This window comes from Mesorhizobium sp. M0626 (assembly GCF_040320665.1).
Taxonomy (GTDB): domain Bacteria; phylum Pseudomonadota; class Alphaproteobacteria; order Rhizobiales; family Rhizobiaceae; genus Mesorhizobium.
This window is the reverse complement of the sequence record NZ_JAMYQD010000009.1, coordinates 52557-78477: the sequence shown is the minus strand read 5'-3', so window position 1 is coordinate 78477 and position 25921 is coordinate 52557. Positions and strand designations below refer to the sequence as shown.

28 protein-coding genes and 1 tRNA gene are annotated in these 25921 nt (G+C 64.3%); 19 read left to right on the top strand and 10 right to left on the bottom strand.

From position 1 onward, the window contains the following. Positions 1-73: 73 nt before the first annotated feature. Positions 74-1093 (bottom strand): LLM class flavin-dependent oxidoreductase, encoded by a 1020-nt coding sequence (locus tag NKI37_RS12970; protein ID WP_023745836.1) that lies wholly within the window; start codon positions 1091-1093, stop codon positions 74-76. A gap of 82 nt (positions 1094-1175) precedes the next feature. Then, a complete protein-coding gene (locus NKI37_RS12965) occupies positions 1176-1373 on the bottom strand; it encodes a hypothetical protein (protein WP_155923605.1) in 198 nt (65 codons plus the stop codon). Positions 1374-1433: 60 nt separating this feature from the next. Between NKI37_RS12965 and msuE the strand changes: the two genes are divergently transcribed. From msuE to NKI37_RS12940, 5 genes are read left to right on the top strand one after another with little or no spacing between them, the layout of a single operon-like run. Continuing rightward, the gene (gene msuE, locus NKI37_RS12960; protein WP_023683545.1) at positions 1434-1991 is read left to right on the top strand and encodes an FMN reductase; all 558 of its coding nucleotides are present in this window, start codon (positions 1434-1436) and stop codon (positions 1989-1991) included. A 55-nt stretch (positions 1992-2046) separates the two neighbouring features. Then, positions 2047-3423: an LLM class flavin-dependent oxidoreductase gene (locus tag NKI37_RS12955; RefSeq protein ID WP_352789736.1), complete on the top strand. Its 1377-nt coding sequence runs from the start codon at positions 2047-2049 to the stop codon at positions 3421-3423. A gap of 24 nt (positions 3424-3447) precedes the next feature. Further along, positions 3448-4296, top strand: a complete 849-nt coding sequence (locus NKI37_RS12950) for an ABC transporter permease (RefSeq protein ID WP_023806227.1) — start codon at positions 3448-3450, stop codon at positions 4294-4296. Between the two features lie 42 nt (positions 4297-4338). Further along, a complete protein-coding gene (locus NKI37_RS12945; protein WP_352789735.1) occupies positions 4339-5337 on the top strand; it encodes an ABC transporter substrate-binding protein in 999 nt (332 codons plus the stop codon). A gap of 24 nt (positions 5338-5361) precedes the next feature. Beyond that, a complete protein-coding gene (locus tag NKI37_RS12940) occupies positions 5362-6126 on the top strand; it encodes an ABC transporter ATP-binding protein (protein ID WP_352789732.1) in 765 nt (254 codons plus the stop codon). A 49-nt stretch (positions 6127-6175) separates the two neighbouring features. On the opposite strand, the gene NKI37_RS12935 is transcribed toward NKI37_RS12940, so the two are convergent. The 3 genes from NKI37_RS12935 to NKI37_RS12925 all read right to left on the bottom strand — a co-directional run bounded on the left by NKI37_RS12935 (position 6176) and on the right by NKI37_RS12925 (position 7309). After that, positions 6176-6565 (bottom strand): hypothetical protein, encoded by a 390-nt coding sequence (locus NKI37_RS12935; RefSeq protein WP_023693130.1) that lies wholly within the window; start codon positions 6563-6565, stop codon positions 6176-6178. A gap of 102 nt (positions 6566-6667) precedes the next feature. Beyond that, a tRNA-Ala gene (locus NKI37_RS12930) sits at positions 6668-6743 on the bottom strand. A gap of 173 nt (positions 6744-6916) precedes the next feature. After that, a complete protein-coding gene (locus NKI37_RS12925) occupies positions 6917-7309 on the bottom strand; it encodes a TIGR02300 family protein (protein WP_023683538.1) in 393 nt (130 codons plus the stop codon). Positions 7310-7515: 206 nt separating this feature from the next. Between NKI37_RS12925 and aroA the strand changes: the two genes are divergently transcribed. The 5 genes from aroA (at position 7516) to NKI37_RS12900 (ending at position 13075) form a co-directional block, all read left to right on the top strand. Continuing rightward, the gene (gene aroA, locus NKI37_RS12920; RefSeq protein ID WP_352789728.1) at positions 7516-8874 is read left to right on the top strand and encodes a 3-phosphoshikimate 1-carboxyvinyltransferase; all 1359 of its coding nucleotides are present in this window, start codon (positions 7516-7518) and stop codon (positions 8872-8874) included. A 59-nt stretch (positions 8875-8933) separates the two neighbouring features. Continuing rightward, the gene (locus NKI37_RS12915; RefSeq protein ID WP_023693132.1) at positions 8934-9437 is read left to right on the top strand and encodes a hypothetical protein; all 504 of its coding nucleotides are present in this window, start codon (positions 8934-8936) and stop codon (positions 9435-9437) included. 26 nt (positions 9438-9463) lie between these two features. Further along, positions 9464-10108 (top strand): (d)CMP kinase, encoded by a 645-nt coding sequence (cmk, locus tag NKI37_RS12910; protein WP_031195781.1) that lies wholly within the window; start codon positions 9464-9466, stop codon positions 10106-10108. 205 nt (positions 10109-10313) lie between these two features. Further along, complete coding sequence (gene rpsA / locus NKI37_RS12905) at positions 10314-12011, top strand: 30S ribosomal protein S1 (protein WP_023671316.1); 1698 nt, start codon at positions 10314-10316, stop codon at positions 12009-12011. Positions 12012-12253: 242 nt separating this feature from the next. Beyond that, positions 12254-13075, top strand: a complete 822-nt coding sequence (locus tag NKI37_RS12900) for an MOSC domain-containing protein (RefSeq protein ID WP_352789725.1) — start codon at positions 12254-12256, stop codon at positions 13073-13075. Positions 13076-13210: 135 nt separating this feature from the next. On the opposite strand, the gene NKI37_RS12895 is transcribed toward NKI37_RS12900, so the two are convergent. From NKI37_RS12895 to NKI37_RS12880, 4 genes are all read right to left on the bottom strand, one after another. Then, positions 13211-13918 (bottom strand): SDR family NAD(P)-dependent oxidoreductase, encoded by a 708-nt coding sequence (locus NKI37_RS12895; protein ID WP_352789722.1) that lies wholly within the window; start codon positions 13916-13918, stop codon positions 13211-13213. A gap of 187 nt (positions 13919-14105) precedes the next feature. Further along, entirely contained in the window at positions 14106-15686 is a 1581-nt protein-coding gene (locus NKI37_RS12890) for a 5-guanidino-2-oxopentanoate decarboxylase (protein WP_023739671.1), read from the bottom strand. Continuing rightward, positions 15683-16351 carry a TetR family transcriptional regulator C-terminal domain-containing protein gene (locus NKI37_RS12885; protein WP_352520586.1) on the bottom strand — a complete coding sequence of 223 codons (669 nt, stop codon included), beginning with the start codon at positions 16349-16351 and terminating at the stop codon, positions 15683-15685. The genes NKI37_RS12890 and NKI37_RS12885 overlap by 4 nt, the downstream gene beginning before the upstream one ends. Continuing rightward, positions 16321-17193 (bottom strand): dimethylarginine dimethylaminohydrolase family protein, encoded by an 873-nt coding sequence (locus tag NKI37_RS12880; RefSeq protein WP_023755779.1) that lies wholly within the window; start codon positions 17191-17193, stop codon positions 16321-16323. The genes NKI37_RS12885 and NKI37_RS12880 overlap by 31 nt, the downstream gene beginning before the upstream one ends. On the opposite strand from NKI37_RS12880, the gene NKI37_RS12875 reads away from it, so the two are divergent. The 8 genes from NKI37_RS12875 (at position 17120) to NKI37_RS12840 (ending at position 23732) form a co-directional block, all read left to right on the top strand. Beyond that, positions 17120-17275: a hypothetical protein gene (locus NKI37_RS12875; RefSeq protein ID WP_196813600.1), complete on the top strand. Its 156-nt coding sequence runs from the start codon at positions 17120-17122 to the stop codon at positions 17273-17275. The genes NKI37_RS12880 and NKI37_RS12875 overlap by 74 nt on opposite strands. A gap of 144 nt (positions 17276-17419) precedes the next feature. Then, positions 17420-18235, top strand: coding sequence for an ABC transporter ATP-binding protein (locus NKI37_RS12870; RefSeq protein ID WP_023671322.1), 816 nt, complete (start codon positions 17420-17422; stop codon positions 18233-18235). 54 nt (positions 18236-18289) lie between these two features. Further along, complete coding sequence (locus NKI37_RS12865) at positions 18290-19090, top strand: transporter substrate-binding domain-containing protein (protein ID WP_023671323.1); 801 nt, start codon at positions 18290-18292, stop codon at positions 19088-19090. Between the two features lie 139 nt (positions 19091-19229). Beyond that, positions 19230-19943, top strand: a complete 714-nt coding sequence (locus NKI37_RS12860) for an ABC transporter permease (protein ID WP_196813869.1) — start codon at positions 19230-19232, stop codon at positions 19941-19943. Then, the gene (locus tag NKI37_RS12855; protein WP_023750417.1) at positions 19943-20752 is read left to right on the top strand and encodes an ABC transporter permease; all 810 of its coding nucleotides are present in this window, start codon (positions 19943-19945) and stop codon (positions 20750-20752) included. Before NKI37_RS12860 ends, NKI37_RS12855 begins: the two co-directional genes overlap by 1 nt. Before the next feature lie 112 nt (positions 20753-20864). Beyond that, on the top strand, positions 20865-21866 hold the full coding sequence (locus NKI37_RS12850; protein ID WP_023714560.1) for an Ldh family oxidoreductase: 1002 nt from the start codon (positions 20865-20867) through the stop codon (positions 21864-21866). A gap of 328 nt (positions 21867-22194) precedes the next feature. Continuing rightward, complete coding sequence (locus tag NKI37_RS12845) at positions 22195-22647, top strand: DoxX family protein (RefSeq protein ID WP_023700422.1); 453 nt, start codon at positions 22195-22197, stop codon at positions 22645-22647. 104 nt (positions 22648-22751) lie between these two features. Then, entirely contained in the window at positions 22752-23732 is a 981-nt protein-coding gene (locus NKI37_RS12840; RefSeq protein WP_023732640.1) for a complex I NDUFA9 subunit family protein, read from the top strand. 14 nt (positions 23733-23746) lie between these two features. Here the strand turns inward: NKI37_RS12840 and NKI37_RS12835 are convergent, their stop codons facing one another. Beyond that, positions 23747-25117 carry a cytochrome P450 gene (locus NKI37_RS12835; protein ID WP_352789717.1) on the bottom strand — a complete coding sequence of 457 codons (1371 nt, stop codon included), beginning with the start codon at positions 25115-25117 and terminating at the stop codon, positions 23747-23749. Between the two features lie 217 nt (positions 25118-25334). Between NKI37_RS12835 and NKI37_RS12830 the strand changes: the two genes are divergently transcribed. Then, the gene (locus tag NKI37_RS12830; protein WP_023745825.1) at positions 25335-25904 is read left to right on the top strand and encodes an NADPH-dependent FMN reductase; all 570 of its coding nucleotides are present in this window, start codon (positions 25335-25337) and stop codon (positions 25902-25904) included. Positions 25905-25921: the final 17 nt, after the last annotated feature.

Genomic DNA, 25921 nt, shown 5'->3' with positions numbered 1-25921 from the left:
GCCCTTAGAGCGTTTCACCGTTTGCCGGCGAAACGGTCTATCTCTTTGTTTGCCGGGCGGCTGGCGCCTCTTGTCAGCGCCAGCCCAGAGCCGGCGCGACGTGCTTCAGGATCGCCTCGATGACGTGGGCGTTGTACTCGACGCCAAGCTGGTTGGGGACGGTCAGAAGCAGCGTGTCGGCCTCGGCGATCGCTTCGTCCTCTTTCAGCTGATCGATCAGCACATCGGGCTCCGCGGCATAGGAGCGGCCGAAGACGGCAAGCTTCTCAGGCTCGATATAGCCGAAATGATCTTCGCTGCTGCCGCCGCCGAAATAGGCGCGGTCGCGGTCGTTCACCAGCGCAAAGATGCTGCGGCTGACCGACACGCGCGGCTCGCGTGTGTGGTCGGCCGCCTTCCACGCCGCGCGATAGGCGCGGATCTGTTCGGCCTGCTGGATGTGGAGCGGCTGGCCGCCCTCATCGAACTTCAGCGTCGAACTTTGCAGGTTCATGCCGAGCTTGCCCGCCCATTCGGCGGTGGCGTTGGTAGCGGCGCCCCACCAGATCCGGTCGCGCAGGCCGGCCGAGAACGGCTCGAGCCGCAGCATTCCCGGAGGATTGGGGAACATCGGCCGCGGATTGGGTTGCGCGAAACCTTCGCCGCGCAGCACGTCCAGGAACACCTCGGCATGGTTGCGCGCCATGTCGGCATCGCTTTTGCCGTCCTGCGGCACGTAGCCGAAGTAGCGCCAGCCGTCGATCACCTGCTCCGGCGAACCGCGGCTGATGCCAAGCTGCAGCCGGCCACCGGCGATCAGGTCGGCAGCACCCGCATCCTCGGCCATATACAGCGGATTCTCATAGCGCATGTCGATGACGGCGGTGCCGATCTCGATGCGGCTGGTGCGGGCGCCGACCGCGGCCAGAAGCGGAAATGGCGAAGCGAGCTGGCGGGCAAAATGATGGACGCGGAAATAGGCGCCGTCCGCGCCCAGCTCCTCGGCGGCGACGGCCAGGTCGATCGACTGCAGCAGCGCGTCGGAAGCCGAGCGCGTCTGCGATTGCGACGAGGGCGACCAATGGCCGAAAGAAAGAAAGCCGATCTTCTTCATGCGCGCATCCTGTTCTTTGATTCCAGTTGCCTACTTCGTCGCCCACGCGATCGGGTTCAATCGACACTCACACAACGCAGTGTCAATGCCGCCGGCCCTTGACGGTTTCGCGACGATACCCATCGGTGCGCAAAGGACCAAGGCCATGGTCCCCGGCGATGCCTTGCGCGACCGCGTCAGCATCTGCCGCGGCGCTTTTGGGGCCAAATGAACCAACCAAAGGCGATGTACCGCAAACTCCATTCGCTTCAGAGCCCGGTTTTGAAATCTTCTCGCTCATTTAATTCTACAAAATCGGTAGGCTTAATGCGGATAGTGCGTTTGCGAGAAGGAGCCTCGGATGTCAAAAAAGCTGGTGGTGGGGTTGTCCGGCAACCTGACCCGTCCGTCCAAGACGAAGGCATTCGTCAGCCACATCGCCGGTGAGGTGGCGAGCCGGGCCGGCTCGGCTTTGAGCGTTTTCGACATCGAGGATCTCGGCCCGTCCTTTGCGCCTGCAAGACAGCTTGGCGATCTCGATCCGGCGGCGCGCGGTATTATCGAGCAGCTGCTCGGCGCCGACGTGCTGGTGGTCGGCTCCCCGACCTTCAAGGGCAGCTACACCGGGCTGTTCAAGCACTTCTTCGACCTGCTCGACCCGTCGTCGCTGCGCGGCAAGCCGATCATCCTGGCGGCAACAGGCGGCGGCGAGCGTCATTCGCTTGTCGTCGAACACCAGTTGCGGCCGTTGTTCGGCTTCTTCGAGGCGCAGACCCTGCCGACCGCGATCTACGCCTCGGACAAGGACTTTGCCGATGGCGTGCTGGTGTCAGAGGCAGTCAAGGCGCGAGCCCGGCAGGCGGTCGCCGAGGCATGCCGGGTGGCCGGCGTGCCCTACAGCGTCGTCCTTGCCGCCTGAAACCATGATCCGCGACGCAATAGTCCATCCCGCATAGACCAGAAGGACGCCTGCAATGACCCGAACCAGCAAGTCCGATAGCAGGCCGCGGCAGATCAAGCTCGGCGCCTTCCTGCCCGGCGGCGGGCAGCATATCGCCGCCTGGCGTCATCCCGATGCGCCGGCCGACGGCGCCACCAATTTCGAGTTCCACAAGCAACTGGCGCTGACCGCCGAGCGCGGCCTGTTCGACGCCTATTTCCTGGCCGACAACCTGACCGTCGGCCTCGGCGCCCGCGAGGGCGGCAACGCCAAGATCGCCGGTTTCGAGCCGGTGACGCTGTTTGCGGCGCTGGCGCCGCTGACGACGCATCTCGGCTTCATCGCAACGGCCTCCACCACCTATGAGGAGCCCTACACGCTGGCGCGCAAATTCGCTTCGCTGGACCTGTTGTCGAACGGCCGCGCCGGCTGGAACGTGGTGACCTCGGCCGGCGACGAAACGGCACGCAATTTCAACCGCGACGTCCAGCCCAGCCATGCCGAGCGCTATGCCAGGGCGCATGAGCATGTCGAGACGGTCAAGGCGCTGTGGGACAGCTGGGAGGATGACGCCTTCATCCGCGACAAGCAGTCGGGCCGTTTCTACGACAAGGACAGATTGCACGACATCGACCACAAGGGCGAGCATTTCAGCGTCAAGGGTCCGCTCAACGTGCCGCGCCCGGTGCAAGGACATCCGGTTGTCGTACAAGCGGGGCAGTCGGAAGACGGCCGTGGGCTTGCCGCGCACTCGGCCGAGGTCATCTTCACGGCCCATCAGAAGCTCGAGACGGCGCAGGAATTCTACCGCGACATCAAGGCGCGCGTGGCTGAAGTCGGCCGCGATCCCGACCAGGTGCTGATCATGCCGGGCGTCGCGCCCTTCGTCGGCCGCACCGAGGACGAGGCCCGTGCCAAATACCAACAGCTTAACGACCTTATCCTGCCCGAGGACGGTGTCGCCCTGCTCAACGGGCTGGCCGGCCAGACGCTCGACATCAGGGGCTATCCGCTCGACGGCCCGTTGCCGCCGAGCAAGGAAACCGAAGGCATGAAAAGCCGCCAGGCGCTGATCCGGCAGATTGCCGACGAGCACAATTTCAGCATCCGCCAGCTTTACCAATGGGTAGCGACGGCGCGCGGCCACTACACCATCGTCGGCAGCGTCACGCAGGTCGCCGATCAGCTGGAGGAATGGTTCACCAGCGAGGCGGCCGACGGCTTCAACATCCTGCCGCCTTGGCTGCCCGGCGCGCTCGACGATTTCGTCGACCTGGTCATTCCCGAACTGCAACGGCGCGGCCTGTTCCGCACGGCTTACGAAGGCCGCACGCTGCGCGAGAATCTCGGCCTCAGGCGCCCGGAAAATCCATGGACCGTCGCCCGCTCGACCGTCCTTGCCGCCGAATGACCTTGGCATCGAAGGGGTGAAGCAATGACGTTGCAGCACATCGATCGGCAGATCACGGTTCGCCGCAGTGGTGGCGAAACTGGGCTCGGCACCGACTTCCTGAACCTCGGCAGCAAGGCGGCTGTTCGCTTCCTGAAGCGCTACGGCGTGCTTGCCGGCTTCCTGGCGCTCTGGCAGGTGGCGAGCAGCGTCGGCTGGGTCAACGCGGCGGTGCTGCCGCCGATCGACATGATCGTCGTCGCACTCTGGAAGGGGCTTGCCGGCGGCAGCCTGCTCGGCGACATCGCCATCAGCCTGCAACGCGCCGGCATCGCCTTTGCCGCAGCCGTCGCCGTTGCCATTCCGCTCGGCCTGTTCATGGGCCAGGTGCGCCCGGTCGAAACCGCGCTCGATCCGATCCTGCAGGTGTTCCGGCAGACGTCGGCGCTGGCGCTCTATCCGGTGTTCATCCTGCTCTTGGGACTTGGCGAGACCTCGAAGATCTTCGTCATCTTCTGGGCGACGCTGTTTCCGCTGCTGCTCAACACCATCAGCGGCGTCAAGGAAGTCGATCCCAAGCTGCTTGAAATGGCGCGCGTCTATGGTGCGAGCCGGCTCACCGTGTTTCGCCGCGTCGTACTGCCGGGCGCCGTGCCGTCGATCTTCGTCGGCTTGCGGCTGAGCGCCACCACGGCGCTGCTGCTGCTGATCGCGTCCGAGATGATCGGTGCCAACAAGGGCATCGGCTTCCAGGTGATGAACGCGCAGTACAATTTCCAGATCCCGCTGATGTTTGCGGCAATCGTCATCCTCGCCGGGCTTGGCCTGATCGCCAACCAGGCATTGGTCACCCTGCAGCGGCGGCTCTGTCGCTGGAGCAATCCTGTCAACTGAGCAGTCCGCCCCTCACCGTTTACCTCCAGGAAGGACCCGATCATGAAAATCACCCGCCGTTCGCTGCTTGCCGGCGCGCCGCTTGCCGCCGGCCTCATCGCCGCCGGCCTGCCGCGCATGGCCTTTGCGCAAGCCGCAGCCGTCAAGTTCCGCTACCTCGCCAGCCGTGGCAGCATCTCCCCGCACGAGCTGGCCGACGAGCTTGGCTACTTCAAAGGGCTCGGCGTCGAGCTGGAGAATGTCGGCTATTCCTCGGGCGGACCGGAATCGCTGTTTGCGCTGTCTTCCGGCAGCGTCGACATCGGCTCGGCCGCCACCGCGGCGGTGATCAACTCGATCTCCGGCGGCAACGACTTCGTCGCGGCGTATCCGAGCAACGGCATCAACAAGGATGTGAAGAGCGTCTTCTACGTGCTGGAAGACAGCCCGATCAAATCGATCGCCGACATTGCCGGCAAGACCATCTCGGTCAACACGCTCGGCGCTCATCTCGACTATACGGTGCGTGAGGCCCTGCACAGCGTCGGCCTGCCGCCGACCGCCGCCAACCTCATTGTCGTGCCCGGCCCGCAGCTTGAGCAGACGCTGCGCTCGCGCCAGGTCGACATTGCCGGCCTCGGCTACTGGCAGGCGACCTTTGCCGGCGCGCTGGTCGCCAATGGCGGCGTGCGCGGCGTGTTCGACGACACGCAGGTGCTCGGCGAACTCGCCGGCGGCTTCGTCGTACTCAGGCGCGACTTCATTACCGCCAACCCGGATGCGGCGCGCAACTTCGTCGAACAGTCGGCGCGCGCCTCGGACTGGTCGCGCCAGAACCCGGACGAAGCCCGCAAGGTGCTGGCCACTATCCTCGACAAGCGCGGTGAAAACGGCGATCTCGCCCGCTACTGGACCGGCTTTGGTCTGCGCGAAGGTGCGCAGGCGACCGACCGCGACATCGACTTCTGGGTCGCCGTGCTGGAGCGCGACGGCCGTCTGGCCAAGGGCAAGCTGAAAGCCGCCGACATCCTGTACCGGCCCGGCGAAACCAAGATCAACTGAGCTCTGGAATAGCTGAGAGATGAGATGACCGGTTCCAACCGCGGCGGGGAGGTCTCGATCCGCGACCTGTCCAAATCCTTCAGCCTCGGCGGGCGCCAGCTTGCCGTGCTGCGGACGCTCAACCTCGACATTCGTTCGGGGGAATGCCTGGTCATTGTCGGCGCCAGCGGCTCCGGCAAGACCACGTTGCTGCGTATTCTGGCCGGGCTGGAGGCGGCCGACAGCGGCGGTGTCGCCATCGACGGCCAGCCGGTGCATGGCGTCGGCGCCGAGCGTGCCGTGATTTTCCAGGAGCCGCGGCTGCTGCCCTGGCTGAGCGTGCTCGGCAATGTCGCGTTCGGCCTCGAAGTGCGCGGCGTTCCCAGGAAGCAAGCCGAGGAACGCGCCCGCTTCTACGTCGCGCTGGTCGGCCTTGCCGAATTCGCGGATGCTTTTCCGAGCCAGCTTTCCGGCGGCATGGCGCAGCGCGTCGGCATCGCCCGGGCGCTCACCGTGCAGCCCGAAATCCTTCTGCTCGACGAGCCGCTGGGGGCGCTGGACGCCATGACCAAGATCGGCATGCAGGAGGAACTGGCGCGCATCTGGAGCGAGGAGAACGTCACCATGGTGATGGTCACCCACGATCTGGAGGAGGCGATCTATCTTGCCGACCGGGTGCTGATCCTGCCCAAGGAGAAAGGCGGCGCGGCGCGGTTGATCGACATCGACCTGCCACGCCCGCGCGAGCGCAGCGAGAGCCGCTTCGTGCGCTATCGCGAAGAACTGCTGCGCGAATTCGGCCTGCACTGATCAAGGGAAGGGGCCAGCCGTGGCTCCCCCGGAAGATTAGCTCTCGCGATTACTGCTTGGTGAACGTGCCCGTATAGGTGCGGTCGGCAAGCCCATAGGTGACGGCCAGCGTTCCGTCCGCTTGAATGACCGCGCTGACGTCCGCGCCATTGGGAAGGCGCCGCAGTTTCAGCGTGTTGCCGAAAATCTTGCCTTCGCCATCTGCCACGCCCGGTTTGTTGTCGCCGACATCGCCCCAGGCATAGGTGGCGGTGACATTGCCGCCGCGCGTAATCGTCAGCACAGCGAGCTTGCCATCATACATCCCGTCCAGCTGTCCGCCCCATATGCCGGAAAACGCGACATATTTGGCCGGGACGCCTTCGCCGGGCGGCATGACCCGCACGGATGGATCGAGGACCGCCGCACCATCAGGAGCAGAGATCGCGGCAGGCGCCATGGGCTGAGGTGCGGGCGCTGGCGGCGGCGATGATGGTTCAGGCGCCGACTGGCAGGCGACAAGCATGAATGCCGCGAAACCGAGCGTCGGAAAGAGACTGTTTGGTGGAGCCAATCGGGATCGAACCGACGACCTCTTGAATGCCATTCAAGCGCTCTCCCAACTGAGCTATGGCCCCACTCCGGCAGTCAGCCGTCGCCGTTGCCGGCGAGAGGTCCGGCGCGGGTTTCAGGACCGCGCCGCTTAGTGCAGGCGGCTTCTAACCCCGCCTTCCCTGAAGATCAAGCCTTCGAGGGCCGCTTTTTCGTCATAGCCCGTCAACGCCGCTAAATGCATGCGTTCGAAGCGTTCTTAGACTTCGTCGTCGTCGTCGCCGACGCCGATCATGTCGGCGACGTCGTCGTCTTCTTCCTCTTCGTCGGCAAGGAAAGTATCGTCCTCATCGTCGCCTAGATCGACATCGTCCTCGTCGTCGCCCAGGTCGGGAAGCTCGTCGCCGGCCTTGACGTCTTCGTCGGCCTCTTCAAGCGAGACGACTTCAACGCCTTCTTCTTCCTCGGCGTCCACTTCCTTCTCGGCCACTTCCTCTTCCTCTTCGAGGGCGGCGATCTTGCCGTCCTCGAAATAGGAACGCGGATACGTCTTGCCCGTATAGGGCGAGACGATAGGGTCCTTGTTCAGGTCGTAGAATTTTCGGCCCGTTTCAGGGTCGACACGCTTTGTGCCAAGTTCGTTTTTTGCCACGTCAAGCCTCGTCAGTAAAAGAGTGGTCCCCTTAACCACAGTTTACCGCGCTGTCAAAGCGAAAAGCCGGCGTCACAAAACCAAGCACTGAAAGGCCTCGCGCCAAGCGACGACCATGGGGATGACCATTCGTGCCCGCCGTGATACGAGACCGCCGCAACAAATGAAAAGCGCCGGTGCGCCGGCATTCCGTCCAGGGAAATTCCATGTCTCACGCCGCCGCTGCCAAGCCGGCCACCGCCCGCAAATCATCCGCCCTTTCCGGCACCGCTCGCGTGCCGGGCGACAAGTCGATTTCGCACCGTTCCATGATGTTCGGCGGCCTTGCCTCCGGCGAAACCCGCGTCACCGGCCTGCTCGAAGGCGAGGATGTGATGCGCACGGCGGCCGCCATGAAGGCGATGGGCGCGCATATCGAGAAGCGCGGCGCCGAGTGGGTGATCCGCGGCACCGGAAATGGCGCGCTGCTGCAGCCGGAAGGCCCGCTCGATTTCGGCAATGCCGGCACCGGCTCCCGCCTCACAATGGGCCTCGTCGGCACTTACGACATGGAAACGACCTTCATCGGCGACGCATCGCTGTCCGGACGGCCGATGGGCCGCGTGCTCGAACCCTTGCGCCAGATGGGCGTGCAGGTGCTGAAGGCGACGCCGGGCGACCGCATGCCGATCACGCTGCATGGGCCGAAACACGCCGCACCCATTACCTACCGCGTGCCGATGGCCTCGGCGCAGGTGAAGTCGGCCGTGCTGCTGGCAGGCCTCAACACGCCCGGCATCACCACCGTGATCGAACCGGTGATGACGCGCGATCATACCGAAAAGATGCTTAGGGGATTTGGCGCCAATCTCTCGGTCGAGACCGACGAGCGCGGCGTGCGCCACATCTTCATCGAGGGCCAGGGCAAATTGACGGGGCAGACCATCGCCGTGCCCGGCGACCCCTCCTCGGCCGGCTTCCCGCTGGTCGCGGCACTGATCGTGCCGGGTTCGGACATCGTCATCGAGAACGTGCTGATGAACCCCACCCGCACCGGCCTGCTTCTAACGTTGCAGGAAATGGGCGGCCAGATCGACATCTTGAACCCGCGCAATGCCGGCGGCGAGAATGTTGCCGATCTGCGCGTGCGCTACTCCGAGCTCAAGGGCGTCACCGTGCCGCCCGAGCGGGCGCCGTCGATGATCGACGAATATCCGGTGCTGGCGGTTGCCGCGAGCTTCGCCGAGGGCGAGACGTTGATGCAGGGGCTGGAAGAGCTGCGGGTGAAGGAATCCGACCGACTGGCAGCGGTTGCCAATGGGCTGAAGCTCAACGGCGTCGACTGCACCGAAGGCGAAGCTTCGCTCGCGGTGCGCGGAAAGCCCGGCGGCAAGGGGCTGGGCGGCCATCCCAATGGCCAGGACACGACGGTGCAGACGCATCTCGACCATCGTATCGCCATGAGCTTCCTGGTGATGGGGCTGGCAACGGAAAAGCCGGTAACCATCGACGACGCCGCAATGATCGCGACGAGCTTCCCGGAGTTCATGGGGCTGATGACGGGGCTGGGCGCGGAGATTGGGTGATTTTCCCTGTCTCAATGTGCAGTATTCGTGCATGAGAGTGCAATGTCGGAATCGCGGCAATGATGGGCAGGCAGGTCAATTTCTGGTTGTCAGACAAAGATCAAACTGAGCTTCAGTCCCTCGTGCTTTCAAAGGGGGTATTCGCGGTGATCAACAGCCAGTCGAAGACCCCCGCACCCTCGCTGAAAGAAAAATTTGAACGAGTGCACCCGGGCCGTAAGGTCGAGGGCTTTCATCTCGTTCCCAAGGCACTGAGGGAGGAAATTGTTTGGAACCACAATCCATACAACGATACGTATGATCCCGATCTCAGCCGCTCATCTGTGATACAGTACAACCCATCCCGGACCGAAGGCAGTTCAATTTTTCAGGGCCGATTTTATTTCCAAGCGCGCGACTTCGACGATCTTGGGCAGTTGATAGAGAAGCATGCGGCATTCACCAAGATTGGCGACGCGCTGCTACGCCTGGTGCGGAAAAATCTAAATCATCTGCACAGTGGCTTTTACGCTGGAAATGAAGCTCTGAAGCTGAAAGATGCGGGTTTCCAGTTTCGATCCTGATAGCAGCAAATCTTCGAGGTCGCGAATTGCCGTTCACCATCGCCATCGACGGCCCGGCCGGCGCCGGCAAGGGCACGCTGGCCCGCCGGCTGGCCGACCACTACCGTCTCAACCTGCTCGACACCGGCCTCACTTATCGCGCGGTCGCCCATGCGTTGATCCGGCACGCGCTGCCGCTCGACAATGTCTCGGCCGCCGAAACCGCTGCCCGCCAGGTCAATCTAGCCAAGCTCGACCGGGCGGTCTTGTCGGCGCATGCTGTCGGCGAAGCGGCTTCGAAGGTAGCGGTTTACCCTACCGTTCGGCGCATCCTGGTCGAAAAGCAGCGCGATTTCGCCAAAACGCCGCCGGGCGCGGTGCTCGACGGGCGCGACATCGGCACGGTCGTGTGCCCTGACGCCGACATAAAACTCTATGTGACGGCGAGTGCGCAGGTGCGGGCGCAGCGCCGGCTGGCGGAAATCGAGAGCATCGGCGGCACTGCCAATTTCGCCGAAATCCTTGCCGATATCATGCGCCGCGACGAGCGCGACATGGGCAGGGCCGACTCGCCGCTGAAGCCCGCCGCCGACGCGCACTTGCTTGATACCTCCGAAATGGCTATAGAGGCCGCGTTTCTGGCGGCCAAAGCGATCATCGACGACGCCTTGGCCAAGAGAGATAAAGCCTGATCCAGGGTTTTCCCGCTGCCACCGATTGCCGGAAGCGAAGAAAATACCCATATCGGGCACGAACCAGCCTGCCAGCATTCTTCATGCGCCGGAATTGCCGCTTAGGCGGCCCAGGGCTTTTGTAGCCCGGAACGCCGGCAGGCCAACGCAACGCTAACCCACGGCGCCCGTCCCGCTTCAGATGCGGGGCACTCCAGGAGAAAATATGTCAGCTGCAAATCCCACTCGCGACGATTTCGCGAGCCTGCTCGAAGAATCATTTACCACCGGTCACTCCGGCGAAGGTCAGGTCGTCAAGGGCACGATCCTGGCGATCGAAAAAGACATGGCCATCATCGATGTCGGCCTCAAGGTCGAAGGCCGCGTGCCGCTGAAGGAATTCGGCGTCAAGGGCAAGGACTCGACGCTCAAGGTCGGCGACACGGTCGAGGTCATGGTCGAGCGCATCGAAAACGCGCTGGGCGAAGCCGTCCTGTCGCGCGACAAAGCCCGCCGCGAAGAGAGCTGGGTCAAGCTCGAAGAGAAGTTCACCAAGGGTGAGCGCGTCGAAGGCGTCATCTTCAACCAGGTCAAGGGCGGCTTCACTGTCGACCTCGACGGCGCCGTGGCCTTTCTGCCGCGCAGCCAGGTCGATATCCGCCCGATCCGCGATGTCTCCCCGCTGATGCACAACCCGCAGCCCTTCGAGATCCTCAAGATGGATCGCCGCCGCGGCAACATCGTTGTGTCGCGCCGCACCGTGCTCGAGGAAAGCCGCGCCGAACAGCGTTCGGAAATCGTGCAGAACCTCGAAGAGGGCCAGGTTGTCGAAGGCGTCGTCAAGAACATCACCGACTACGGTGCGTTCGTCGACCTCGGCGGCATCGATGGCCTGCTGCATGTCACCGACATGGCGTGGCGCCGCGTCAACCATCCGACCGAAATCCTCAACATCGGTCAGACGGTCAAGGTGCAGATCATCCGCATCAACCAGGAAACCCACCGCATCTCGCTCGGCATGAAGCAGCTCGAGAGCGATCCGTGGTCCGAGATCGGCACCAAGTTCCCGATCGGCAAGAAGATCAAGGGTACCGTCACCAACATCACCGACTACGGCGCGTTCGTCGAGCTGGAGCCGGGCATCGAAGGCCTCATCCACGTTTCGGAAATGTCGTGGACCAAGAAGAACGTGCACCCCGGCAAGATCCTGTCGACGACGCAGGAAGTCGACGTTGTGGTGCTCGAGGTCGATCCGGCCAAGCGCCGCATCTCGCTCGGCCTCAAGCAGACGCTGGAAAACCCGTGGCAGGCTTTTGCCGCGAGCCATCCGGTCGGCAGCCAGGTCGAGGGCGAGGTCAAGAACAAGACCGAGTTCGGCCTGTTCATCGGCCTCGAAGGCGACGTGGACGGCATGGTGCACCTTTCCGACCTCGACTGGACCCGTCCGGGCGAGCAGGTCATCGAAGAGTACAATCGCGGCGACATGGTCAAGGCGCAGGTGCTCGACGTCGACATCGACAAGGAGCGCATCTCGCTCGGCATCAAGCAGCTGGCCAAGGACACGGTCGGCGAAGCCGCGACTTCAGGCGAACTGCGCAAGAACGCTGTCGTCACCTGCGAAGTCACCGGCATCAAGGATGGCGGTCTGGAAGTGCGGCTGGTCGACAGCGGCATCGAGACCTTCATCAAGCGCAACGACCTCAGCCGGGACCGTGACGAGCAGCGCCCCGAGCGCTTCTCGGTCGGCCAGAAGCTGGACGCCCGCGTCATCGCCTTCGACAAGAAGACCCGCAAGCTGCAGGTCTCGATCAAGGCGCTGGAAATCGCCGAAGAGAAGGAAGCCGTCGCACAGTACGGCTCTACCGACTCCGGCGCTTCGCTGGGCGACATCCTTGGCGCCGCGCTGAAGAAGCAGGGCAGCTAAGCCGCTTCGCGCGCAGCGCGTAAGCCGCTTCGCGCAAGCTAGGCCTCGGCTGCGCCTCGCGCGCAGCCTGAACAAGAAAACCCGCGGGCCGCAAGGCTCGCGGGTTTTTCATGCTCGGCTGCGCGATTGGCACAAGACTAAGACCGTGCAACCCCCTCAATTCCGCACGCGCGGTTGTAGGCTCGGCCGTCGTTGCAGACGTAAACACGGAAGGCCCTTCGGGCAACAGAGAAGCATGCGGGATGAAGGTCGCCGAACTCTATCGCTATCCGGTCAAGAGCCTGCGCGGCCATGCCGTGCCGAGCGCCGACATCGAGACAATGGGCATGGAAGGCGACCGCCGCTGGATGGTCGTCGACAAGGATGGGCAGTTCCTCACCATTCGCCAGATACCTGATATGACGACGATCGACGTCGAGCATCGCGAAACGGGCATCCTGTTGAAACATGACAGGCATGGCTCGCACTTCGTCGAGGCTCCGGCTCCCGGCACCGCGCTCCGGCAAGTCAAGATCTGGAAGGATATGGCTGCCGCGCGGCCGGGCGATCCGGCCGCCGGCGCCTATCTCTCGGCTATTCTTGGCCGGCCCGTCGATCTCGTCTATTTCGATGATCCGCAAAACCGGCCGGTCGATGCGGAATTCGGCCAGCCCGGCGATTTCGTCGGCTTTGCCGACGGTTTTCCGCTGCTGATCGCCACGACAGGCTCGCTGAACCATCTGAACAGCCATCTTGCCAGGCCCATCGAGATGGCGCGGTTCCGGCCAAACATCGTCGTCGACGCAGACGGCGCATGGCTCGAAGACAGCTGGAAGACGATCCGCATCGGCGCTGTCGAGTTGCGCATCGCAAAGCCTTGCTCGCGGTGCGTCATCACGACCCGAGATCCGTTGAGCGGCGAGCAGCCGGACCCGCGCGAGCCGTTGCAGACGCTTGGCAAAATCCACCGCTCCGCCAAGGGCGGCATCATCTTCGGCCAGAATGCGATTCCCAACAACGCCGGCGCGATCGCCATCGGCGACGCAGTCGAGGTCGTGGAAGCGGGCGTCTCGAACCTGACGTAGTCGCAGGCCTTCTAATGCCGTGGAGGCGTCGGCGGTCGCCATGATTGAATGGCTAACCTCCGCTGTAGATCAGGCGAGGTCGGCAAAGGCCGCCATCGGAAGCCAAACCAAATGAGTCGCCTGCGCGGCGGAACTTCAGGCGCGGCCGTAAAGTGGCGCCAGCGTTCCGCTCATTGCCAGATTGGCCGGTGATGCCAGATAGGCGATTGCCTCGGCGGCGGCTTCGAGGCTGACCCATCTGCCGAAATCGGAATCCGGCATGTCGGCGCGGTTGGCCGGCGTATCGAGCGTCGAGGGCGCTACCGCGTTGACCAGTATGCCTTTATGCTTCAGCTCTTCCGCCATCGCCACGGTCATCGCCGCCACTGCCGCTTTGCTGGCGGTATAGGCGACCATGCCGGCGCCTCTGCGCGGGTCGAGCCCGGCGCGTGCCGTGACATTGACGATGCGGCCCGCTGTGTTCGAGCCCAGCATGGAGCGTACTGCCGCGCGGCAGCACAGAAAGGCGGTGCGGGCGTTGGTGTCCATCATTTCGGCAAAGGATGCGGATTCGATTTTCTCGACGGGGGCCATGGCAAAGCCGCCGGCCAGATGGATGGAGGCCCACAATTCGGGAACGCTGTCATAGAAGGCATCGACCTTGGCAGGATCGGCGAGATCGACATTATGCGCCAGCCGGACGCGATCATGGGCCGCGAAGGGGAAATGCGTGGGGGCCGACGCGTGGGCATTGGGCACATGGCAGATCGCGCCGTCCGCCAGCAATTTGCCGACGACCGCGGCACCCAGCGCCCCGGTGCCACCGGTCACCACGATATGCTTGCCCTGAACTGTTTCCGTCATCCTGGACGCTCCTGTCTTTCTTATGATTATGTCGCTTGTCGTGCCGCGCCGACGCAGAGCGTCGCGCCTTTTGCACGATCACTCAACCGACATCTCGACATGGCAGTTGTTGCGTCTTTGCATCGCTCGAAGCCGCCGACCGCCCCTTCCGACCCCCGCGCATGGACATCCGGCGCGCGGCCAGGCGTCAGTCGATGGTGATTTCGATGACGTGCGGCAGTCTGGTTGCGCGTGCGCGCTTGAGCGCATCGGCGAGACCGGCAGTACCGGCAAGCCGCTCGGCTGATATACCATAGGCCTCGGCCAGCTTGCAGAAATCCGGCGGCGCCGGGGACACGCCGACCGGCTCGACGCCGACATCGAGCATCGACGTTTCGATCTCGCGATAGCCTCTGTTGTTCCAGACGACGAAGATGACCGGTGCGGGTGCATCGAGCGCCGCGCCTAGCTCCGGCAAGGTGAACTGGAAGCCGCCGTCGCCGGTCAGGCAAACCACCGGCACGCCGGGCATGGCGAGCGCCGCGCCGATCGCCGCCGGCGGCCCGTAGCCGAGCGCGCCGAAACCGGTGGCGGCGTTGAACCAGCCGCCTGGCCGGTCATGGTCGTAATAGAGATTGGCGGCGTAGATCGGCTGGGTGGAATCGCCGACGATGATGGCGCCCGGCAGTGCGTCGCGGATGGTTTCCACCGCACGCACCTGCGCGGCATAGGCCGGGCTGAGCTCGGCAAAGGCCGCCTTTCTCGACGCGGCTGCGCGGCTCTCGCCGTCCTTCGCTGCGGCATGATCAGGGTGGAGCGCGCCTAGCAGTGCACCAAGCGCCTCCGCGCAATCGGCCTGGATGCCGACGCTCACCGGGCGGCGGGCGAGCTGGTCGGCGCCGATATCGATGCGGATCAGATTGGCGGGCAGCACGAAGCCGCCGTCGCTGTAACCGTCATAGTCGGTCGGGCCGAATTCGGTGCCGGCGGCGATGACCAGATCGGCGTCTGCCATCAGCGCACGCACCGCCTTCAGGCTGGGGCTGGCCGGCACGCAAAGCGGATGCGCGTGCAGCAGACCGCGCGCATTGGCGGTCTGGACGACAGGTGCGCCGAGCCGCTCGGCCAGGCGCTGCAGTGGCTGTTCGGCGCGCTTGGCGCCGCCACCGGCAAGGATCAGCGGTCGGCGCGCGGCTGCGATCAGTTTGGCTGCCTCGGCAATGGCTGCGCCATCCGGCGCCGGCGGCGCTGCATTGGTGAGCGAAGCAGCGATGCCGTCGGCCGGTTTGACCATGACGTCGGTCGGGATCTCGATATGGACGGGGCCCGGCCGCGACGACGAAAACAGCGCGAAGGCCCGCGCCAAAGCGCCAGGCAATTCGCTGGCCTCGGTGACACGCTGCGAAAACAGCGCCACCTTCTCCATCATGCCGCGCTGGTCCGGCAGTTCGTGCAGGAAGCCCAGCCCCTTTCCCAGCGTCGGCATCGCGTTGACGCCCGAAATCACCAGCATCGGCACCGAATCGGCGCGCGCCTGGCCCATTGCGGTGATGGTGTTGGTCAGCCCCGGTCCGGTGATGACAAAGGCAACGCCCGGCCGGCCGCTGGCACGGGCATAGCCGTCGGCCATGAAGCCGGCGCCCTGTTCGTGACGCGGCGTGACATGGCGTATCTTTGAACGCGCCAGCCCGCGGTAAAGCTCGACAGTGTGGACGCCAGGAATGCCGAAAACGGTGTCGACGCCATGCGCTTCGAGCAGCGTGATCAGCGCTTCGCCGATGGTGGTCATAGCTTCTCTCCCTTTTGCGGCGCGAGGCCGAGTTCGGCCTCTATGGCTTTGACGCCGATCGCCGCCAATTCTCCAGGCGAAAACATCTCTGCGGCCAGACAGCCTTCGATCCAGAGCCCGTCGATGATAGCGTTGATGGCAATGGCATGGCGGCGCAGCTCATTTGCGTTTGGCCTGCGCTGCTCGGCGCCGAGCACTTCGGCAACGACTGCTTCCACCTCGTTGCGAAAGCCAAGATAGCCTTCGCGGTGGGCGCGAGCCAGGCTCGGATCCGCGCCGGCGCGGCCGATGAAGGTTGCCCACAGCGAAAACACGCGTGCATCGATGATCGGCGCGTTGAGGTTGGCAGTAACGAAGGCCGCAAGGCGCTGGCGCGGCGAGGCGTTTTCCATGAGCAATGCCGCCTTCGCCTGCTCGATCATGCGGCCCATCAGCGCCGCGTACGCTTCCTGCAGCAAGTCTTCCTTGCCGGGGAAATAGTGCCGGATCAGCCCGGCGGTGACGCCGGCGCGCAGTGCGATGGTGCGCAGGCTGGCGCCCTCCAGCCCATGTTCGGCCACGCTGTCCAGGGTCGCGTCGATCAAATCCTGCCGCCGCCGCTCCTCGCCCTCGCGGCGGAACTTGCGGCGCTCATTCATTGCCGCAGGATGGGCCGCGTCAGGCATGTCGGCCCACCTTCGCAGGCGATGCAGAGGGCATCCGCCTCGAAGATTTGAACCGTGCAGCCGGCGGCTTCCATCGCGGCCTTGGTCTTGGGAAAGCCGGCGACGGCAATGACTTTATGCGGGCTCGTCGGCAGCACGTTCAGGCTGAGGCCGTTGGACGCGGCAAACTCTTCGGCGTCGCCTTCCACCAGCCGGATGCCGCGCGCCTTCAGCAACTGATAGAACGGCGCCGGCAAAAGCGGTGAATAGACCAGGGCCAGGTCGTCGGCCAGCGGGCTGATCACCGACATCAGATGCAGGCACGCCTCCTCGCCCTGCCACAGCGGCAGATCGAAGCCGTAGACGGAAATGCCGAGCGGCGTCAGCAGGTTGGAAACCTGCTGTATGCCTTCCTGGTTGGAGCGCACCCCGCGCCCGATCACCAGCGTGCTGGCATCCAGCCATACGCAATCGCCGCCTTCGACCTGGCCGGGAGCCTCGACGCGGCCGAGGATAGGAATACCCAGGCGTGTGTAGGTTTCCTCATGCAGCGATGGCTCCCGGGCGCGCAATGGCTTGCCCATGGACAGGATCAGCGCGCCGCGGTCGGTCATCAGCGACGGGTCGTGGGTGAATACGGAATCCGACAGCCCGTCGGCCTTGTCATCGATCCATTCGATTTCGGCGCCGGACGCCGTCACCAGCTCAGCGAGAGCCGCGTGCTGCGCCGCCGCTTTCGCCGGGTCGAAACCCGGGCCATAGTGCCAGGTAGCCCGGTCGGCACCGCGCATGGCATTGGCCGCCGACCGCATCAGCACGCGCCGCAACGGCGCCGCCATGGATTGTGATCCGAAAGCGCTCATCAGTGCCCTTTTCAATGCCGTGTTCAAGGTGAAAAAAATGGAAAAAATTTCATCGGAGGCTATTTATACACTTGCACAATAAGGCCGCAAGTGCCGTAATGAGCGGGATTGACGGGCTCGCGCTGTTGGGTCCATGCTGAAGTCTGGAGTGGGCATTACAGCGTATGTTGATTAGCCGGATAGACGTTCGACGATCTGCCGTGGACCCTGTGGCAGAGGTTCCCCGGTGAGCGCGGCGGGAACCGCCGCAGTCCAATCCGGCAAGGCGCAGGACGGCGCCGCCGAAGCCATCCATGTCGAGAACCTGCACAAGAAATTCGGCCATCTGCATGTGCTGAAAGGCGTATCGCTGTCGGCGCGCGACGGCGAGGTGATCGCCATTATCGGCGGCTCGGGTTCCGGCAAGTCGACGCTGCTGCGCTGCATCAACTGCCTGGAAAATCCGACCAGCGGCATCATCCGCGTCAATGGCGAGGAGATCAAACTCAAGGCAGACAGCCACGGCCACACCGTGCCTGCCGACCGCCGGCAGATCGAACGCATCCGCGCCAAGCTCGGCATGGTGTTCCAGAACTTCAACCTGTGGAGCCACATGACGCTGATCGAGAACGTCATCGAGGTTCCGGTGCATGTTCTGGGCGTCAGGCGCGACGTGGCGATCAGGGAAGCCGAAAAGCTTTTGGCGCGCGTCGGCCTCGCCGAAAAGCGCGACGTCTATCCGGCCTATCTCTCGGGCGGCCAGCAGCAGCGCGCGGCGATCGCCCGCGCCCTGGCCATCAACCCGCGCGTCATGCTGTTCGACGAGCCGACCTCGGCGCTGGACCCGGAGCTGGTCGGCGAGGTGCTGAAGGTGATCGGCGACCTGGCGCGCGAGGGCCGCACCATGGTGCTGGTCACGCATGAAATGAAATTCGCCCGCGAGGTCGCGACCCATGTCGTCTACCTCTGCAATGGGCTGGTCGAGGAAGAGGGGCCGCCGGAGCAGATATTCGGCGCACCGAAATCCGAAAGGCTGAAGCAGTTCATCCGCAACATCGGCTAGGACAAGCCGGGACGGAAGAAAACCGGGAACCAACAACAAACTGGGAGTCGTGACATGAAGACTGTTCTGAAAACATTCGCCGCAGCGCTGCTGCTCGGCGTCGCCGCCATGGGCGTGGCCAAGGCCGATCCGGTCAAGATCGGCGTCGCCGCCGAGCCCTATCCGCCCTTCACCTCGCCGGACGCTTCCGGCAAATGGGTTGGCTGGGAAATCGAGTTCATCGACGCCGTCTGCGCCGAGGAGAAGCTCGACTGCGTCATCACGCCTGTCGCCTGGGACGGCATCATCCCGGCGCTGACGACCAAGAAGATCGACGTCATCGCCAGTTCGATGTCGATCACTGCCGAACGCGAGAAGACCATCGACTTCTCGGATAAGTACTACAACACGCCGACCGCCATCATCGGGCCGAAGGACCAGAAATTCGGCGCCACGCCCGACGATCTCAAGGGCAAAGTGCTCGGCGTGCAGGTGTCGACCACCCATTCGGCCTATGCCAAGAAGCATTTCGGGCCCACGGCCGCCGAGATCAAGGAATACCAGACGCAGGACGAAGCCAACAACGATCTGGCCGCAGGCCGCCTCGACGCCGTCCAGGCGGATTCGATCGCGCTCGACGCATTCCTGAAGTCGGACCAGGGCAAGGCCTGCTGCGATCTGAAGGGCATGGTGGCTCCGGACGATGAAGTGCTCGGACCGGGCGTGGGCGCCGGCGTGCGCAAGGAAGACACCGACCTTAAGGCCAAGATCAACGCCGGCATCAAGGCGATCCGCTCGAACGGCAAATATGACGAGATATCGAAGAAATACTTCGATTTCGACATTTACGGTGGTGGCGGCGCGCAGTCGAACTGACGATCCTCGCATGAGCTAGGGGGCATGGCGTTAGCGCCATGCCTCCCTGCCCCCGCCGGCGCTGCCGTCGGCGGTGGTTGAAGCCAGCAATCCGGGGGCGACGCTGATCGACGCACTTCTTTCGGCCTCGGCGGCCGGCATCATAGAACTTCTCTCGCCCAATCCGCCGGGCTGGGGCGGCACGCTGTTGCTTGGGCTGCTCCATTCGATCGAGATCGCGCTCGGCGCCACGGTCCTCGGTCTCCTGATCGGCACCGGTGGCGCCTTTGGCAAGCTTTACGGCGGTCCTGTCGTGCGCGACCTGCTGGCGGTTTACACCACCATCGTGCGCGCCGTGCCCGAACTGGTGCTGATCCTGCTGCTCTATTATGCCGGGACGGACCTGATCAACCAGGCGCTGACCGCTATGGGCTACCAGCGCGTCGACATTAGCGGCCTTGCCGCGGGCATCGCCGTGCTCGGCTTTGTCCAGGGTGCCTATTCGACCGAAGTGATCCGCGGCGCCATCCTAGCCATACCGCAGGGCCAGATCGAAGCCGCCCGCGCCTATGGCATGTCACCCGGGCTCATGCTGCGGCGCATCACCTTGCCGGCGATGCTGCCCTTCGCCATACCCGGGCTCGCCAATCTGTGGCTGATCGCCACCAAGGATACGGCCCTTCTGGCGGTCGTCGGCTTTTACGAACTGGCGCTGGCGACGCGGCAGGCGGCGGGCGTCACCAAAGCCTATTTCACCTTCTTTTTCGCCGCGGGCGTGCTCTATCTCATCTTGTCGCTGGTCTCCAACCTGCTCATCGGCCGCCTCGAGGCCTGGTCGCGGCGCGGTATGCCGTCGCTCAAGGATGCGCGCTGATGGCCGGAGAAGCGACCATCATCAACGCTGCCGCGCGCACGTCGCTGTGGCTGCAGCCGCATCGCATCGTGCTGATCCTGATCGCGATCGGGCTGGTGCTGAGCGCCGCCTTCTTCATGCGCTGGGACTGGCTGCCGCAATATTATGAAATGGGGCTTCTCGGCATCTGGCGGTCGCTGTGGATCCTGGCCGTCACCTGCTTTCTCGGCTTCCTGCTCGCCGTGCCGCTCGGGCTCGCGCAGGCCGCCGGCTCTTTCTGGTTTTCCGCGCCCGCCAGGACATTCTGCACCGTCATCAGGGGCACGCCGCTGCTGATCCAGCTATGGCTGCTCTATTACGGGCTGGGCTCGCTGTTTCCGCAATTTCCCTGGATCCGCGAATCCTGGATGTGGCCGTATCTGAGGCAAGCCTGGCCTTATGGCGTGCTGGCACTGACCTTGTCCTTCGCCGGCTATGAGGGCGAAGTAATGCGCGGCGCCTTTGCCGGCGTGCCGAAGGGGCAGTTAGAGGCGGCCCGCGCTTTCGGCATGAGCCGCTGGAAGATTTTCCGCCGCATCTGGCTGCCGCAGGCCATCTACCGGGCGCTGCCGACGCTGACCGGCGAAACCGTGCTGCAGCTGAAGTCGACGCCGCTGGTGGCGACGATCAGCGTCATCGACATCTTCGCCGTCTCGTCCAAGGTCCGGCAGGACACCTATCTCACCTATGAACCCTTGCTGCTTTTGGCGCTGATCTACATGATCATCACCGGCATACTGGTGTTTGCATTCAGCAAGATCGAGGCGCGCATACCGAACAAGGTGGGCTAGGGAATAGTGAGTAGGCAGTAGTGAGTAGTCAGCATATGACCGGGAAACCGCTTGCTTTCGGTACTCCCTACTGACTACTCCCTACTCACTCACCACCAATCGGGTCCGCACCATGCAACTCTCTCTCGACCAGGCAACAGGGCTGTGCCGGATGGCGGCGCTCGGCGCCGGCGCCAATGAGGAGGCGGCGCGGTCGCTCACCGCCTCGATCATTGCCGCCGAGGCGGAAGGGCTTTCGACCGTCGGGCTGACCCATTTCATCGATTACCTCGAAGCGCTGGAAGCCGGCCGCATCGACGGCAATGCCGATCCGGTGATCACCAGGCCGGCGCTCGCCGTCTATCTCTCCGATGCGCGTGGCGGCCTCGCCCATACCGGCTTCGACCGCACCATCGACGACCTCGCCAAGGCGGCAAAGCTGTTCGGCGTCGCCATCTTCTCGCAGAAGAACGCCTATACGTGCGGCGCACTAGGCTATTTCACCGGGCGTCTGGCGCAGCTGGGATTGGTCTCCTTCGCCGCCACCAACGGGCCGGCGGTGCTGGCAGGCTCGGGCTCGGTCAAGCCGGTCTATTGCACCAACCCGATGTCGTTTGCGGCACCCGCCGCCGATGGCGCGCCGCTGGTCATCGACCAGTCGTCGAGCGCCACCGCCTTCGTCAACATCCGCAAGGCGGCCGAGGACGGCAAGAAGATCCCCGAAGGCTGGGCGCTGGACGCCAGCGGCAACCCGACCACCGATCCGGCCGCGGCCATGAAGGGCGCCATGCTGGCCTTCGGCGGCCAGCGCGGCGCCAACATCGCGCTGATGGTCGAAGTGCTGGCGGCTGGCCTGTCGGGCGCCAACTGGTCGCTCGACGCGCCCTGGTTCTCCGGCGGACCGGACAGCCCGGGAACCGGCCTGTTCGTGCTCGCTGTCGAGCCCAAGCTGCTCGACCCGGATTTCGAGCAACGCATGAAGGACCAGCTCGACCGGCTGCGCCGGCGCTTTGGCGTGCACGTGCCGGGCCGGGCGCGGGCCGAAGCGGCGGAGAAGGCGCAGGCGCGCGGCATCAACGCCCCCAAAGCCGTGGTGCAGCGCATTTCCGAATTCGCCGAGCGCTATTCGGGCTGAAGCAGTCCTGCGACAACGAATTTTTTACGCGACCTGGCTGAACCTTTCTACCGATCGCAACGACCAATAGCTGCCGGGTCGGGTTTGCCCGGTCGGTGTCTTCTGTCGGATGCGTTTAGGGCCCGGGCGGGCGTATGCCGTCTCAGGTTACCCGCCCGTTGCGCTCTGTCTCGACCGTTGCGTCACCCGGAAAACCCCGCTTCGGCGGGGTTTTCTGCGTTCGTGCTCTGTGTGCTAAAACATGATGGCGGAAGTTAACTTTTGTTAACTTGACTTGCCGGGAACCATCGGGCGTTTGCAAGGGATCGTCACAACAACAGGAGCTACGATGTCCGCAACCACCGACGCTTCCCGCGGCAAACTTATCGTTCCGGTGTTTGGCCGCCTGTATTCGTCGCTGCATGATGGCGCCGAAACCCTTCTGCGCGTCGTCGCCGGCGGGTTTCTCACCATTCACGGCTCGCAGAAGATCACCAACCCTTTCGGCGCCGCCGAGATGGTCGAAGGCCTCGGCTTCTATCCCGGCGCGTTCTGGTCGCTGCTTTTGTCCTGCACCGAATTCTTCGGCGGCATTCTGATCGCCATCGGCCTGTTGACTCGGCCCGCCGCCTTTGCCGGCATGATCGTGCTGCTGGTCACCGTCTGGTTCCACTGGATCACTGTCGGCCAGGGCTTTTCCGGCGCTGAAAAGTCGCTTCTGTGGGCGGCGATCCTGCTGTTCTTCGTTATCCGCGGCGGCAACCGCCAGTCGGTCGACGCGCGCCTCGGCAAGGCGTTCTGAAGGGTCCATAAGAGGGTGGCAGCGACGACGCGTCACCCTTTGCCTTTGGCCCAAAACGGACTATGAAACGGCTTCAGCCAAGCTTTCGAGCGCCGGAGCCAGCCATGACCGAAATCCTGCAGATCCCCAAGCTCGTGGTCGTCTTCGGCGGCTCCGGCTTCGTCGGCCGCCACATCGTGCGGGCGCTGGCCAAGCGCGGCTACCGCATCAGGGTGGGGGTGCGCCGGCCCGATCTCGCTGGACATCTGCAGCCGCTCGGCAATGTCGGCCAGATCCAGCCGGTGCAGGCCAATGTGCGCGTGCGCTGGTCCGTCGACCGCGCCGTGCAGGGCGCCGACCATGTCATCAATCTGGTCGCCATCCCGCATGAAAGCGGCCGGCAGAAATTCAACACCGTGCACGAATTCGGCGCCCGCGCCGTCGCCGAAGCCGCGCGCTCGGTCGGCGCAGGACTGACCCATATTTCGGCGCTTGGCGCCGACCTCAACGCCGAGTCCGACTATGCCCGCACCAAGGCGCTCGGCGAAAAGGCCGTCCTGGAGACGATCCCGGACGCCGTCATCTTCCGACCGTCGATCAATTTCGGACCCGAGGACAGTTTCTTCAACCGCTTCGCCGACATGGCGCGCTATTCGCCGGTGCTGCCGCTGATCGGCGGCGGCCAGACCAAGTTCCAGCCGGTCTATGTCGGCGATGTCGCCGAAGCGGTGGCGCGTTCGGTCGAGGGCAAGATCAAGGGCGGCCAGATCTATGAACTCGGCGGGCCGCAAGTGCTCACCTTCAAGCAGTGCATGGAAGAGCTGCTCACCGTCATCGAGCGCAAGCGGCTCCTGGTGCCGGTGCCGTGGTGGATGGCCAATCTGCAGGCCTCGATCCTCGGCCTGCTGCCCAACCCGTTGCTGACCAAGGACCAGGTGCTGCTGCTGCGCCAGCCCAACATTGTGTCGGAGGAGGCCAACAAGGCCAACCGGAACCTTGCCGGCCTCGACATCCAGCCGCAGTCTATCGGCACAATCCTGCCCAGCTATCTCTGGCGCTTCCGCGCCGCAGGCCAGTTCCAGCGCAAGCCCGCCGGCATCGCGTAACAAGGCGTGCGCCGTTAAACGCGCCGCGTCACCTGCATCGGCAGGCCGCCCTGCGGCTGTGTCGTCAGTTTCTGCACCGGCCACGGCTTGGTCTCGGCGGTCACATCGAAGCGGAAGCGCGACAGCATGATGGCCAGCGCAATGATCGCCTCCTGCATGGCGAAGCTGGCGCCGATGCAGATGCGCGGACCGGCGCCGAACGGCAGATACTGGAAGCGGTCGATCTTCTCGCGGTTTCCCGGATGGAAGCGTTCGGGCATGAAGGCGTCGGGCCTGTCCCACAGTTTTCTGTGGCGGTGGACGACCCAAGGCATCACCAGTACGGCCGCGCGCTTGGGGAGCACCAGATCGTTCCAGGTCTCCGTCTCGATCGGCTCGCGGTTGATCGACGGCGCCGGCGGATAAAGCCGCAGCGCCTCCTCGAAGGCGGCGCGGGTGAACGGCATTGCGTCGAGCCATTTCGTCGGGTCGGGTTCGCGCGCCAGCACGGCCTCGATCTCGCGCTCGACCTTTTCGCGCTCCCACGGCGCTTCGGCGAGGCAGTAGATCGTCCAGCCCAGTGCCCGCGCGGTGGTCTCGTGGCCGGCGCCGATGAAGGTGATGATGTTGTCCTCGACTTCCGCCCGCGTCAGCCCGTCGGGGCCTTCGGCGCGCAGCAGAAGCGTCAGGAAATCCTGCGGCGCGGTGTCGGGGTCGCGCTTCAGCCGCTCCTCGCGCATCTTGACTGTATCGGTGACGATCTTGCGGAAATAGGCCATGGTCTTGCGGCCGCGGATGCGGGTCAGCCGCGGCAGCCATTCGGGCGCGCGCAACAGGTCGAGCGGATCGACACGGCCCATGGTTTCGAACAGGCGGTCGATTTCCTGCGCGAAACTGCCGGGCTCGCCCGCAATCTCGCCCGAAAACAGCGTTTCGGCCAGGATATCGTAGGTGAGCAGCGTCATATCATGGGCGACATCGGTCATCCCGCCTTCGTCATAGCGGGCGACGAACTGCATCGTGCGGCGCAGCATCGGCTCGGCGAAGCCGAAGATATGCCGCGGCGTGAACACCGGCGCCATCGCCTTGCGCGAGCGCTTCCACACCTCGCCTTCGGCGGTCAGCAGCCCGTCGCGCAAGATCGGCCGCAGGATCATCTGGCGCACCGTCGCCATCTTGTAGTTCTTGGCGTTGTCGATCAGCACGTGGCGGATAAGGCCGGGATCGTTGGCGACGATCAGATGCCCGCCGACGCCATTCGCCGAAATCCAGGGTTCGTTGTAGGTGTGCTCGCCCCAGAGTTCGAGGGGATTGCGGTAGACGATCCGCATCATCTCCAGCGTCGAAGGCGGCGTCGTGCGCGGCTTGGGCGCCGGCGGCACGAAGGGGACGGGCTGCGTGTCCATGAGGTACTCCGCTGATAGCTTAGATGTAGTGGTTGACGATCCGGGCGTCCATGTGACCGAAGGGCAAGCCGAAACGCTGCAGCGCCCGGTGTGCCCGACAGACGGTGTGTTCATCGGATCGTGACCGCCGGTGAAACGGTTGCGGCTTGTCCGGTTGGACACTCTGCCATAGGTGACAGTTACCAACAGCTACTGCCAATCGCCCAGGAGAGTCCGCTTGAAGCACAAGCTGAACATCATAATCGGCAGCACGCGGCCGGGCCGCGCCGGGCCGGTCTTCGCCCACTGGCTGGAGGATTTTGCCCGCGAGCACGGCAAATTCGAACCGGTGCTGACCGACATTGCCACGTTCCATCTGCCGGTTCTGGACGAGCCGCATCACCCCAGGCTCGGCAATTACCAGAACGACCACACCAAAGCCTGGTCGAAGGTCATTGATGCCGCCGACGCCTTCGTGTTCGTTGCGCCGGAGTACAATTATTTCGTGGCGCCTGCGATCGTCAACGCCATCGACTACCTTGCGCGCGAATGGAAATACAAGCCAGCCGCCATCTTCAGCTATGGCGGCGTTTCCGGAGGCCTGCGCGCCGCGCAGGCGCTGAAGCCGCTGCTGACCGCGGTGGGCGTCATGCCCATCTCGGAAGGCGTCGCGCTGCCGATGTATCAGAAACTGCTGGAGAGCGACGGCTCCTTCCAGGCTAGTGAGCAGGTAGAGGGTGGGACCAAGACCATGCTGGACGAGCTCTCGCGCTGGAGCGGGGCGCTGAAGCCGATGCGGGCTACGTAACGCAGCCGGCCCCGGCT